Source organism: Virgibacillus dakarensis (genome assembly GCF_900155625.1).
In the GTDB taxonomy this organism is placed as follows: Bacteria; Bacillota; Bacilli; order Bacillales; family Amphibacillaceae; genus Lentibacillus_C; species Lentibacillus_C populi.
The window spans coordinates 2,193,038-2,206,477 of record NZ_LT732554.1 but is presented as its reverse complement, the minus strand read 5'-3'; the positions used below and the strand labels follow the sequence as shown (position 1 = coordinate 2,206,477).

Below are 13,440 nucleotides of genomic sequence, written 5' to 3'. Positions count from 1 at the left end.
GGGTTCGGCTATCCAGGAATAGGCCTCTCCCAACAACTTTTTTTGCGGGTTAATAGGGAGGTCTATTTTTTATTGATCATTCTTAACACGAGTGTAAGCAATGCAATCAGGAATGTGCCAAACGTAAGCATGACCATCAATACCTCGTAAATGCTCAATGGCATCACCACCTTTTATAAAGGGCTAGCCGACCAATCCCTAAAAGAACGTTATCTAATACATAGTATAGCACAGTTTCAGGTAAAATAACCATAAAAATAGAACATTTGTTTGTATAAAACAATCGATGTACATGTTTTTGCTAAGTCCTTTGAATCATGCATTTAGACTCATGACGCGAAAAAACGATGCTTTTTTCATTTTGTTTGTAGTGCGCTATACCATCAACTACAAGCTAGGATGCTTGTATAGTTTATAATATGCAGAAAGTTACGTAAGCTAGCATTGCATTTGCGGGGGTTGGTATGGAAATATGTTGAAACAATAGGAGAAGTGTGCATTAACTATCCTATACACATTACTTATGGTGGTTTATAAAAATTTGCCATAAATATTATTATATTTTACAATAATTTAAATTTGCAGAAATGATTGATTACAACAGACTAAAATGATTAAATTAACTATAAAGCAATTAATTTTTACACTTTATTGACAACGCTTACAAAAAGGGAGAGGATAGAATCATGCCACAGCGCGAACAGTTACAAAAAACGTTAAAGCCGCATTGGGTCTGGGCCATTGCCTTTGGATCTGCGATTGGGTGGGGGGCCTTTGTTTTACCTGTTGATTGGATGTCAATGGCCGGTCCGTTAGGTGTCATTATTGGGTTCCTGATTGGAGCAGTGCTCATGATCATCATCGGCGTAAGTTATGGTTTCCTTGTTGAAAAGTTGCCCGTATCTGGAGGTGAATTTGCATATGCCTATTACGGATTAGGCAGATACCATGCATTTTTCTGTGGTTGGTTTTTAACTCTTGGCTACATGTCCATTGTGGCATTAAATGCTTCTGCCTTGGCTCTTCTCGGCAAATTTGTTTTGCCCTCTATTATCGAGCAAGGATATATGTATGATATTGCCGGATGGCACGTATATGCTGGGGAGGTTGTTATTGCTTGTCTTGCACTAGTTATTTTTGCCATCCTAAACATTCGCGGTGCAAGTCTATCAGGCTTTGCCCAATTTGTTTTTTGCCTAGCTTTACTTGGTGGCCTGATTTTACTAACTATCGCGATGATAATTCACCCTGCTAGTTCATTTTCGAATTTACAGCCATTATTTAAACCAGAAATAGGTGCCATTTCTTCCATTATTGCAATCGTTGCTATCGCTCCGTGGGCATATGTCGGCTTTGACAATATCCCGCAGGCAGCAGAAGAATTCAATTTTTCACCTAAAAAGTCGTTCAAAATCATCGTTATTTCACTACTCTGTGCAGGTTTTGCCTATACATTATCCATTATCGCCACAGGAGTTGGGCAATCTTGGATGGGTGCCGTTGAGGCCGGAAGTGTATGGGGTACTGGGGATATTGTTAGGAACGCCTATGGTGGATTAGGAATTATTTTACTTTCCTTCGCCCTGATGATGGGGGTTTTCACAGGATTAAATGGCTTTTATTTATCGACCAGCAGGTTATTATTTGCTATGGGTAGAGCGAAAATATTACCCGCTGCATTTGGGAAATTACATCCAAAATACAAGACGCCGCATATTGGAATTCTTTTTACGATGGTGTTGACCGGCATTGCACCATTTTTCGGTCGTGAGGCATTGCTTTGGGTCGTTGATATGTCAGCACTAGGCGTAACAATCGCATATTTTTACGCGTGTTATGTAGCATTCCGGCTCTTTAAATGGTCTGATCAGGAGGTTGCAAATGATCGTTCATTTTCTGTCGTATCCCCGTGGAGAAAATTTCTTTCCCTGTTAGGAGTAATTAGCAGTGTGGCATTTTTCCTTTTACTTGTTGTGCCAGGGTCACCTGGATTTTTAGGGAAGCCTTCGTGGATCGCCTTATTTATCTGGGTCGCTATTGGCGCGATCTTCTTCCTCACCCGTTTTAAAAGCTACCGTGCCATTCCAAAAGATGAAATGGATCATTTTATTTTAGGTGATTATGTAGATAAGAAAACTCCGAATACCTTTACTGTTGTGGCGGATATGAAAGAAGCGGATTAAGGGAAAGGTTAGGACTAGCGCCTGCTTTAGAATAAGCAGGTGCTCGTTTTTTGCTGGAGGCGGGGCTTTTCTCCCATTGATGCGCTCGCTCCCTGAATAATGTTTCCGCTCTTCGGTTGATAATTTCACTTTCGGGCTATGCTTCCGCTCCCTGGTTTTATACAACCATTCTTTACAGGAAGTCCGGTTAATGATTCCATACACAAAAAACCCTTCACCAGCCTCAGCCAGTGAAGGGTGTTCCATTCTATTATTTTTTCCACTCATTATAATCCAAGTGCTTGTATTTATCTAACAAGCGGGTTGGCATGTGCAAAGCATCTTTGCGGAATGGTGGTGCCAGCTGGGTTCCGTCCACATAGATGTTTAGTACGGCCGGTTTCCGCTGTTCCAATACTTCCTTCACCGCCGGACCAATGTCTTCTGGTTTATCAATCGTATATCCAATTGCCCCCATGGACTTTGCTACTTCTGCAAAGTCTGGACCCTCAATATTAGAACCAACGTATCGATCATCATAATAGTCGACTTGGTTTTTCTTCTCTGCCGCCCAAGCTTTATTGTTAAATACACAGGCAATGACAGGGATATGTTGTTCAACAGCTGTACTTACCTCATGTAAACTCATGCCCCATGCTCCATCACCAATGATCGCTGCAACTGGTGTATCCGGTTCAGCCAACTGTGCACCAAGTGCCGCCGGATAGGCAAAACCAGTGTTGCCAAATGTCAATGCGGCGATATGCCTTCTTGTTTGATTAAATTTCAAATAAGCGTTGGCCGTCGATGATACATTTCCGATATCAGTCGAGATAATGGTATTTTCCGGCAGTGCCTTGGTTAATTCCAAGAGCGCCCGCCTTGGGTTAATCGGATTGCCATCGACCATTGCCAGATCTACTAATTCTTGTTCCCATTCTTCCTTTACGTTACTGACTTCAGTCAAACGTTCCGAGTCTTTCACCGGGGATGGTAGATCCGCTTGCAGCCGACGGTAAATTTCGTCACTTGCTGCTTTGGCATCTCCGATAATCCCAACTTCAACAGGGTGTGTACGGCCAATCTGACGCGGGTTAATATCGATTTGAATGATTTTGGCTGTTTTCGGGAAGTAATCGATATCATAGCAAGGCAGCGTTCCAAATTGGGATAATCGTGTGCCAATTGCCAGCACAACGTCTGCCTTTTTTAAGGAGTGCATGGCAGCTTTCGAGCCCATATAGCCGATTGGTCCAACTGCAAGCGGATGATCTGCCGGAAAAGCATCGTTGTGCATATAGGCGCATGCGGCAGGTGCTGTCAAATGTTCCGCTATTTTCACTACCGAATCGACACCGTCTGCGTCAACTGAGCCACGACCGGAAATAATGACCGGATTTTTAGCATCCTTTAGCAACGCAGCCGCTCTTTCAATGGATACCGGATCACCACTGCCTCGTTTGTCCGCACGGTATTGATTTGGCTCCAAAATATAATCCTCCAATTCGCCATAGAACAAATCACGAGGGATATCAAATAGAACCGGACCACGTTCCGCGTATGCAATTCGAAAAGCAGTTCTGAGGCAATCCGCTACACGGTTTTTGTGTGTAACACGTACTGTCTCCTTTGTAATATCTTCAAATATTGACACCTGATTAGCCTCTTGGAAACCGTCCAAGCCAATGGATCCGGTTCCTGCCGATGGCGAAATAACTACCATTGGGCTATGCGCCTGATTTGCCGCAGCTACCGACGTTACCATATTGGTAATCCCTGGACCGTTTTGGCCAACAATTACCCCGGCAGTTCCGGAAACACGTTCATACGCATCTGCCATATGACCTGCACTTTGTTCATGACGAACAGGGATAAAGCGAATTCCAGCTGTTGGGAATAGGTCCAACATATCCATAAAGGCAGAGCCAACAATTCCATACACCTCTTTGACATTTTCTGCGACAAGCGTTTCGACGATTGCCTCACTTGGTGTCATTTTTACTTTTTGCCTTGTTGCATTTTTTACTTCTACTTGTTGTTTTACCATGATAACATTCCTCCCTCAAAATTTATGAATCTATCACCAATTACTTGTTGGCAGATGGATTAACGTGCCAACCTCCTTTTCCTGAATAATCATCCGCATTTCTTCTATAAAAAGCTCAGTAGTTGACTTTAAAACATGTCCCTTACGAAATGCGATATAAAAATAACGGTAGAAATTTATGCTTTTGACATGATGAGCCTTCAGCAGTTTTAACTTTTCCTCTTTCTTAATCGCATTTTTGGAAATAAAGGAGACACCAAGCCCAGATTCTACCGCCGCCTTTATCGCTTCGGTACTGCCTAACTCCATGACAATCGTTAATTCATCAAGCTTAAGCCCCGCTTTTTGCAAATAATGCTGTACAACTTCACGCGTCCCGGATCCTTTTTCTCGAACAATAAGCGGTATTCCCTTTAATTTATCGAGTGAAATTTTCAGTTCATGATTGGGAAAGTAATCTGGTGCCGCTATCAAAACGAGTTCATCCTCTAAAATAGGTTCCATATTAATATGTGGATCCTCAATTGGCGTTTCGATTAGACCTACATCGATTCGTTGATCCTTAATGTTGGTAACAATGTTATGAGAATTGGTGATCTCTACACTCATTTGAATCAATGGGTGCGTCTCTTTAAATCGTTTTAAAAACTCCGGAAGTATATACTCCCCAACTGTTAAACTGCACCCCATTCGTAAATCACCGCTAACCGTTTTCTCCATCTGTAAAATTTCCTTCTGTGCTGAATCACTTAGAAGAATGATCTCTTTGGCGTATTTTAATAAAACGTGTGCCGACTGTGTCATTGCTACCTTCTTTGTCGTGCGTTCAAATAATTTCGTGTTTAGTTCTTCCTCCAGTGCCTTTACTTGTGAGGTAATCGTTGGTTGTGTAACATACAATATCTTTGCTGCTTCAGAAAAGCTCTTCTTTTCGGCTACGGCAATAAATGTCTTTAACCGTTCGTAATTCATATCTATTACCTTCCCATCCAACTCCTGTTTACTCCAGCTTGGCAGCATGTGAATCAGGTTTTAATCTAGATACTGCGAATCACCGACTCAACTGTTTCCACAACAAAATTCAAATCCGCTTCCGTACTTGTCAGCGGTGGCGCGATAATGAGAACATTATTTTGCCCTGGCACCGTATCGCCATTTTTACCGATGATTAAGCCTTTTTCTTTACACTTGCCGACGATTTCCCCCATTTTCGCCTCGTCAAGTGGTACTTTCGATTGCTTATCCGTTACCATTTCCAAACCTAGTAAAAAACCGACCTGCCTAACTTCCCCAACATTTTCATGATCCATTAATGCATGAAGTTTTCCGAGTTTTGCTTTCCCTAATTCATGAACCCGCTCGACTATATTTTCCTTTTCGATAATCTCGATATTTTTTAGTGCAACGGCACATGCAGCTGGGTGTCCACCATATGTTGAAACGTGGCGGAAATGATTATCTTTTCCAGTTTGTTTGAACACATCATAGATTTCCGATTTAACTGCTGTTGCGCCTAACGGCAGGTAACCACTCGTTAACCCTTTGGCCATCGTCACAATATCAGGCTGAACCCCTTCAGCATGCATGAATCCGAACATTTTCCCTGTTCTGCCGTACCCGGAAACAACTTCATCCATAATCAACAGGACATTGTGTTTTTTACAAATCTCCGCTACACGCTGGATATACTTTGGGGATGGGATAATAACACCGCCGCCGGAGATGAATGGTTCCATAATAAATGCAGCTACAGTTTCTTCCCCTTCCCAATTAATCATTTCCTCCAGCATTTGCGCAGCTTTTAAATCTGACTCTTCCGGATCCCCGCCAAAAATAGAGCGATAGCTGTACGGCGGGTAAACGTGTAAAAACCCTGGTGCACCTGGATCATATTTGACGCGACGATTCGCCTGTGCTGTTGCACTTAAAGCACCAAGCGTTGATCCATGGTAAGCCCGATAACGCGAGATGAATTTGTATTTACCCTGATTTCCGGTTTGATTATGATATTGCCGGACAATTTTAAACGCTGTTTCATTTGCCTCCGACCCACTATTGGAGAAAAACGTTTGATAATCGCCCCCTAATAACTGACTAATCTTTCCTGCTAGCTCAACTGCGGGCGGATGGTTCATCGTCAACGGAAAATAGGTTAGCTTCCTCATTTGCTCGGCCGCCGCATCCGCAATTTCCTTCCGCCCGTAACCTAGATTCAAACACCATAGCCCGGATACACCATCAAGATATTTTTTGCCATCCGCATCAACAAACCATGATCCTTCACCAGATACTGCCATCATGTCCTGTGCATCCGGATTATAACGATGCATAGCATTCCATAAATGGGATGTTGTTTTCTCCGCAACATGACTCATTTCAACTTCTGCCTTCATCATTATCTGCCCCCATTTCATTTATTAAAAAAACCCCTTTGAAGCTGGTAATCCTTGTGAAGCGTCTCCCAGAATTGGATTGCTGTCTACCATTGGACGATGTTATCCTCATTTGATGCAACCCTTCCATGGACAGGTTGCAATCTACTGAATCTAATAAGTAGAAACCGGCTTTTCCGTTAAAACAGAAGTCAATGACCGATATGGTAATTTGTGTGTATCACTAACTTTTTCATGCGTTACATAACCGTCATACGTGTTCACACCTTTGGCAAAAGCTTCATTCGTTTCAGCCGCCTTCTGTAACCCATGATTAGCTAGAAAAACACCGTACTGACTTGTATTATTTGTCAGGGATAAGGTCGATGTCCGTGACACAGCGCCAGGCATATTCGCTACAGCGTAATGCAGTACACCATGTTTCAAATAGACTGGTTCATCATGTGTGGTAATGCGATCAACTGTCTCAATCGATCCGCCCTGGTCTACCGCAACATCAATAATGACCGATCCATTGGACATTTCTTTCACCATATCTTCTGAGACGAGTTGTGGTGCTTTAGCCCCCGGTATCAATACTGCACCAACTAATAAATCCGCCTGTCTGACTGCTTCTCTTATATTCAATGGATTGGACATAACGGTTGCGACAGCTCCGCCAAATAAGTCATCAAGTTCTCTTAGCCGTTTTGCATTAATATCAATGATCGTCACATTAGCCCGCAGTCCGATCGCCATTTTTGCAGCATTTGTCCCTACCATACCACCACCGACAATCACTACATGAGCCGGCTTAACACCTGGAACCCCACTAAGCAAAATGCCTTTTCCACCTTGATTTTTTTCTAAAAATTGTGCACCAATTTGTACGGCCATCCGTCCGGCAACCTCACTCATCGGTGCTAAAAGCGGCAGGGAACCATCTTTATTCTGGATTGTTTCATAGGCAATCGCCGTCACTTTCTTCTCGACAAGCCGACGGGTTAATTCCGGTTCAGCTGCCAAATGCAGATATGTGAATAAAATCAACCCTTCTCGTAAATATGCATATTCTTCCGGCTGTGGCTCCTTCACCTTCATTACCATCTCTGCAGCCCAAGCATCACGTGCTTTTGCAACAATTTCTGCACCCACCGCCTTGTATTCTTCATCAACGAAACCGCTTTCATTACCTGCCAGGGTCTCCACTAATACACGATGTCCCGCGTCAACAAACGCTGTCACGCCTGATGGGGTTAGCGCAACTCGATTTTCATTGTTTTTAACTTCACGAGGAACCCCAATTATCATAATCATCACTCCATTCTCCCCAAAAATAACCACTACAACAAGCTACATACAGATCGCGACGTCCGTACCAGTTGTAGCAGGTTTATATTAAGTATATTCCAGAACGTAAATAAATTTCAACGTTTTTATTTAATTCTGATATTCAGAAATTAAATGAGTCTTATTGGAATAACTTATAAATGGGGTTCCACTATTGATCTAGCCGAATTTGCGTGATAAATTAATTTTAAATCTGTACATATCACTCCGATAATATGCTTCTTCCATCTCAATCACATTGCCTCCCTGATCTTTTATAATCCGCTCGGCGATCAGTACATTTTTATTTGCGGGAACGTCCAAGTAATCTTGATCCTCCGGTAATAGTTGTCCGCTCGTAATCGTCTGGTCTGCCTCAGCAAACTGAATCCCTAGTTCATTTTCAACCAAATCATAAAGTGTTGCGTTATCAAGGTCATACTGAGTTAATTTTTTCCCAATTGCAATCGGATAATAGTGCCTTTCCACTCCGATTGCAATATCATCGGCATATCGGATTCGTTTGATGAAATAAGCCTCCTTAAAACCAGTCTGCTGCTGAATATACGCCGATGGTGTTGTAAGATAATGCGTAATAAGCCTTGCCCCGGGTTTCATTCCCATATAGCGAATCGTTTCGGTTGTACTGCTTAAATTTCCCAGCCAATCATGAATTGGCTTCAATGAGACAAACGTCCCCTTCCCGTGTCGCTTTTCCAATATCCCCTCCCGGACTAAAAGGTTGATAGCTTCACGGACGGTACTGCGGCTAATGCTATATTCCTCCATAAATTGGCGCTCACTTGGAATCTGGTCAGAAAGGATTCCTTCAGCTACTTGGTTTTCAATGATTTCTTTTAGCTGGATATGTAGTGGTATCGAATTTGTGTGGTCAAGTTGCACGTTAGACTTCCTCTTTTCTTAAGGTTTTTATTACAGGATAGCAAAGACGACGGGAAAGTAAAGGGGAACAGTTTTGTTTTAATATACTATTTCTTTCTCCCCACTGACAAGCATACACTAAAAATATATTCCAATTTAATGAATCCTTTGCTATTATATTTTTCATAATCATTTTCACATCTACGGAGAAGGGGGAGAAAGCTTTTGAAAGCAATCACATCTTTTTTTGACCGGTTGGTGCAGCGCTTTTTACCTGATGCATTTTTGTTTGCCATCATTTTAACGTTTGTTGTGTTTTTATTGGGTATTTTCTTTACGGACAACTCACCCATCGATATGGTTGAATATTGGGGAACGGGCTTCTGGGATTTACTGGCTTTTGCGATGCAGATGTCGTTAATCGTCGTGACCGGTTATATTTTGGCAAATACACCTATTATTAAAAATTTCCTGTCCAAATTAAGCCGTCTGGCAAACACACCGGAGCAAGCAATTTTAGCAGTTACGTTCATTGCATCTATTGCTTGTTTGATCAATTATGGGTTTGGACTTGTTGTTGGGGCATTGTACGCCATTCATGTTGCCAAGCGGGTTCCGACGGTGGATTATCGGGTATTGATGGCTAGCTCGTACAGTGGGTTTTTGCTGTGGCATGGCGGTCTATCCGGTTCGATTCCATTGTTAATTGCAACACCTGGGCATTTTTTAGAGGACACAATGGGAGTCATTCCCGTTTCGGAGACGTTATTCAGTGGCTTCAACATCTTCATTGTATTGGTCCTTCTATTCACCTTGCCGTTTTTGAACCGGTTTTTGATGAAATCCAGAGATCCACTCCAAAATACGGATGCATCTCTTTGGCAGCCTGAAGCAGTTACGGAAAATGAGTCAGAAGATGTAATAGAAAAGGAAAAGCTGACACCTGCTGAACGCTTGGAAAACAGCCAAACCATTTCTATCATTACCGGGATACTCGGGCTATGCTTTGTGATCTATTATTTTGTAGAGAACGGATTTGATCTAAATATTAACATTGTCAATTTTATCTTTCTATTCTTAGGGATTATTTTTCACAAAACACCGCGCCGCTTTTTAAACAGTGTGACAGGTGCGGTGAAAAATGCTGGCGGGATCATTGTTCAATTCCCGTTTTATGCCGGTATTATGGGTATGATGGTCACCTCCGGATTATCAGAACAAATGTCACTATGGTTTGTTAGTATTTCCAATGAAACGACCTTGCCACTGTTCACCTTTATCAGTGCAGGTATCGTCAACTTTTTCGTTCCATCAGGCGGTGGACAATGGGCAGTTCAGGGGCCTATTATGATTCCAGCTGCACTTGAAATCGGCGCCGACACTGCAAAAACAGCCATGGCGGTTGCTTGGGGGGATGCCTGGACGAATATGATTCAGCCATTCTGGGCGTTACCACTGCTTGCCATCGCTGGTTTAAAAGTGCGCGATATCATGGGATTTTGTGTGATGATTTTGATTTACAGTTTTATCCCGATCGCTATCGGTCTATTATTCTTTTAACAGAAAAAAGTCCTCGGAAGCAATTGCTTGCGGGGATTTTTTAAACTATTTCACGTTCCGTTTGCTTGTCACTTGAGCAATGATGATCCCAACGATTATCAAACCCGATCCAGTTATAACGCCAACGGACATTGTTTCATCGATAATGAGACTGCTAAACAACAGGCCAAATATCGGGACGAGCAATGTTGAGATTGTGGCTGTTACCATATCGATCAAACTTAAAATAAGAAACCAAACCGTAAAACATAGTGCCGAAGCTAGTATTCCCGTAAATAAAATATAGTAGATGCTATGTACGTTTAAATCCACTGGGTGGTTCCATTCTGTAAATACGGTTGCAATAATTATTCCGATTGTGCCGAAAAGCATTTGATAGGCATTGGTCTCAACCTTGGGCAAATGCTGAAGCTTAATCCGGTAATACACATTGGAAACCGCCCATGAAACTGCCGCAATAATAATAAGTAATTCTCCAAAGATGACACTTATATCCTGTCCGATCCAAATATCCCAGCCTAATATGGTTAGGAGTCCAATCATCCCAATCAATAACCCGATAAATTTTGCTGATGTTAATTTTTCACTAAGGAATTTCGCGGCTAACAGGCTGCTCCACATCGGCATTGAGTACAATAATACGGACGATTTACCCGCATCAACAAACCGAAGCCCGTACATAACAAAAAGAAAAACGATGGATGTCTGTAAAATCCCCAGAATAATAAGCTGTTTCCAATATTGTTTAAGCGGAAAACCCTTTTTGGACAGCCAAACGATCAACAATAACACAATGGAACCAGTGCCAAACCGGAATGCTGAAAAGGTAAACGGACCCATATAGGCAAGCACTTCCTTCATTAGAATCCATGCATATCCCCAAAGAATCGTGACAGTTAGAATCAGCCCCCACAGGATGGCTTTGTTTTTTTGCAATATGGCGGTAAATGAATTGGTTTGATGTTGCATGTTGGTCCTCCCTTGATGGTAAATTTTTATGCACGTTATCAATTTAAGGATAGCAAATTAAATAGCCAAAAAAAATAAGCCTGCCCATGACACGCTTTAGTTAATTTCCTTACGACTGATCGGTTTGGCTATTCTTTTCCAAAAGTTTATCGACGACGGTGGTAACGTCCCGGTCAATATTGCGAATATCACGCTGTAAACCGTTTAAACCAAGTCCTATATCATTTATTCTCATTTCTATATCCGTAACATGTTCATCTAAACGATATCCGCTTGTTTGGATATCTTTCACTTCGTCCGACATATCAGTAATCCTCTGCAGTAAACTGTCAATCATTTCCTTATTCAACGAATCCCTCCCTTATCCGTGGTTATCGTAACATCCAGGCATGCGCCCTACAAGTGCCTTTGGAACGAATCCCATTTTTTCGGGTGGGTATATTTGTCTAGTTGAACGTTCAGGAATTTACGAGTTGTTTATCCCCCGCCTTTCAAGTTTTTGGTTTACTTACGCTTAGAGGTGAGGGATTACAGTCCGTTACTGCGTGATAAATAGATTTGTACTTTATCCAATCGGATCCCTAAGCACTTTGGTCATTTTCTGCTGGCGCTTTCTTCTTTGGTTTTCGACTTTTCATAATTGGCACCAAAAACGCCAAGAAAGCAATAAGCAGCATGACAGCTGCAATCGGACTGGTTACAAAAATGGAAAGACTTCCATTGGAAATGGTCAATGATTGCCTGAAAGCCTGTTCCATCATGCCTCCAAGGATAAATGCAAGTAACAGTGGTGCAGCTGGAAATTGAATCAGCCTCATGACATAGCCAAGAATGCCAAATGCCAACAGAAGGTAAAGATCAAACGTGCTAAAGCTGATGGCATAAACCCCAATAATACAAAATACAATCACCAGTGAAATCAACAACTGTCTAGGTACAAGCAGAATCCGGGAAATGTACGGAATTAGCGGCAGGTTCAGGATAAGTAATAGAATGTTGCCGATATACATACTCGCAATAACCCCCCAGAAAATATCTGGATGATCGGTCATCAACAACGGCCCTGGCTGAATACCTAGTACAATCAAAGCACCGAGCATAACAGCAGTTGTCCCCGAACCAGGAATGCCGAGGCTTAGCAATGGAACGAACGCACCACTTGATGCAGCATTATTAGCTGATTCTGGAGCTGCAACCCCTCTAATTGCACCTTTTCCAAATTCCTCGGGATTTTTAGAAAGTTTCTTTTCCGTTATATAGGCGAGAAAGGAAGAAATTGTACCTCCCGCACCGGGTAAAACACCAACAAGGAATCCTAGAACAGATTGCCTCCCCATTGTAGGAGTCAATTCTTTCGCTTCCTTTTTTGAAAGTTTTAAACTCCCAATGTTATGCATGTCGCTTGCTTTCTCTTTTCTATTTTTAATAAGCGATGCTACTTCGGCAAGAGCGAACAAACCAAGCGCGATCACAAGGAAGTCAATTCCTTCTAGCAAATGCGGGTTACCAAATGTAAAACGAGGTGTGCCGGTTTGTGCATCAATACCAATTGTGGCAATCATGAGACCGATGGTACCCGAAATTAACGCTTTAATCGTTGACCCTTCGGAAAGACTGGCTATCGCAGTTAACCCTAAAAGCATCAAGGCGAAATATTCCGGCGGTCCAAACGAAACCGCTACCTTGGATAAAAGTGGAGCTAAAAATGTCAAAAAAATGATACTGATCGTTCCACCTACGAATGATCCGATTGCGGCAATCGCAAGTGCTTTCCCTGCATGTCCTTGTTTTGCCAGTGGATAGCCGTCGAATGTTGTCGCTACGGCTTCAGAAACGCCGGGTGCATTCAGCAAAATCGACGATGCCGCCCCACCGTATGCGGCACCGTAATAGACCCCAGCCATTAACAACAGGGCAATTGCAGGATCCATTCCATATGTTATCGGGATCATGACGGCAATTGCGGTAATCGGACCAAGTCCTGGTATCATACCGATAACCGTACCAACAATGACGCCGATTAAGACAAAAGTTAATCCTTGTAAGCTTAAAGCTATTTGAAATCCTTGGGCAAGTCCACTAAATACGTCCATGTTGTAACCTCCTCTAGTGCAAATCC

11 protein-coding genes are annotated in these 13,440 nt (G+C 42.4%); 2 read left to right on the top strand and 9 right to left on the bottom strand.

Going from position 1 to position 13,440, the window contains the following annotated elements:
- Nucleotides 1–62: 62 nt before the first annotated feature.
- On the bottom strand, nucleotides 63–158 hold the full coding sequence (locus CZ382_RS20035; protein WP_200809552.1) for a putative holin-like toxin: 96 nt from the start codon (nucleotides 156–158) through the stop codon (nucleotides 63–65).
- A gap of 528 nt (nucleotides 159–686) precedes the next feature.
- Between CZ382_RS20035 and CZ382_RS20030 the strand changes: the two genes are divergently transcribed.
- On the top strand, nucleotides 687–2,183 hold the full coding sequence (locus tag CZ382_RS20030; RefSeq protein WP_088052904.1) for an APC family permease: 1,497 nt from the start codon (nucleotides 687–689) through the stop codon (nucleotides 2,181–2,183).
- Between the two features lie 250 nt (nucleotides 2,184–2,433).
- On the opposite strand, the gene xsc is transcribed toward CZ382_RS20030, so the two are convergent.
- From xsc to CZ382_RS20005, 5 genes are all read right to left on the bottom strand, one after another.
- Complete coding sequence (gene xsc, locus CZ382_RS20025) at nucleotides 2,434–4,209, bottom strand: sulfoacetaldehyde acetyltransferase (protein ID WP_088052903.1); 1,776 nt, start codon at nucleotides 4,207–4,209, stop codon at nucleotides 2,434–2,436.
- A 33-nt stretch (nucleotides 4,210–4,242) separates the two neighbouring features.
- Nucleotides 4,243–5,181 (bottom strand): selenium metabolism-associated LysR family transcriptional regulator, encoded by a 939-nt coding sequence (locus CZ382_RS20020; RefSeq protein WP_088053563.1) that lies wholly within the window; start codon nucleotides 5,179–5,181, stop codon nucleotides 4,243–4,245.
- A gap of 65 nt (nucleotides 5,182–5,246) precedes the next feature.
- Nucleotides 5,247–6,602 (bottom strand): aminotransferase, encoded by a 1,356-nt coding sequence (locus CZ382_RS20015; RefSeq protein ID WP_200809568.1) that lies wholly within the window; start codon nucleotides 6,600–6,602, stop codon nucleotides 5,247–5,249.
- 153 nt (nucleotides 6,603–6,755) lie between these two features.
- Nucleotides 6,756–7,892 (bottom strand): alanine dehydrogenase, encoded by a 1,137-nt coding sequence (gene ald / locus CZ382_RS20010; RefSeq protein WP_088053562.1) that lies wholly within the window; start codon nucleotides 7,890–7,892, stop codon nucleotides 6,756–6,758.
- A gap of 198 nt (nucleotides 7,893–8,090) precedes the next feature.
- A complete protein-coding gene (locus tag CZ382_RS20005) occupies nucleotides 8,091–8,813 on the bottom strand; it encodes a GntR family transcriptional regulator (protein WP_088052901.1) in 723 nt (240 codons plus the stop codon).
- A 204-nt stretch (nucleotides 8,814–9,017) separates the two neighbouring features.
- On the opposite strand from CZ382_RS20005, the gene CZ382_RS20000 reads away from it, so the two are divergent.
- Nucleotides 9,018–10,352, top strand: a complete 1,335-nt coding sequence (locus CZ382_RS20000; RefSeq protein ID WP_088052900.1) for a short-chain fatty acid transporter — start codon at nucleotides 9,018–9,020, stop codon at nucleotides 10,350–10,352.
- Nucleotides 10,353–10,397: 45 nt separating this feature from the next.
- Here CZ382_RS20000 and CZ382_RS19995 read toward each other — a convergent pair whose 3' ends face one another.
- The 3 genes from CZ382_RS19995 to CZ382_RS19985 form a co-directional block, all read right to left on the bottom strand.
- Entirely contained in the window at nucleotides 10,398–11,321 is a 924-nt protein-coding gene (locus tag CZ382_RS19995) for a DMT family transporter (protein ID WP_088052899.1), read from the bottom strand.
- 109 nt (nucleotides 11,322–11,430) lie between these two features.
- A complete protein-coding gene (locus CZ382_RS19990; protein WP_088052898.1) occupies nucleotides 11,431–11,670 on the bottom strand; it encodes a hypothetical protein in 240 nt (79 codons plus the stop codon).
- A gap of 232 nt (nucleotides 11,671–11,902) precedes the next feature.
- Entirely contained in the window at nucleotides 11,903–13,414 is a 1,512-nt protein-coding gene (locus CZ382_RS19985; RefSeq protein WP_088052897.1) for a tripartite tricarboxylate transporter permease, read from the bottom strand.
- Between the last annotated feature and the right edge of the window lie 26 nt (nucleotides 13,415–13,440).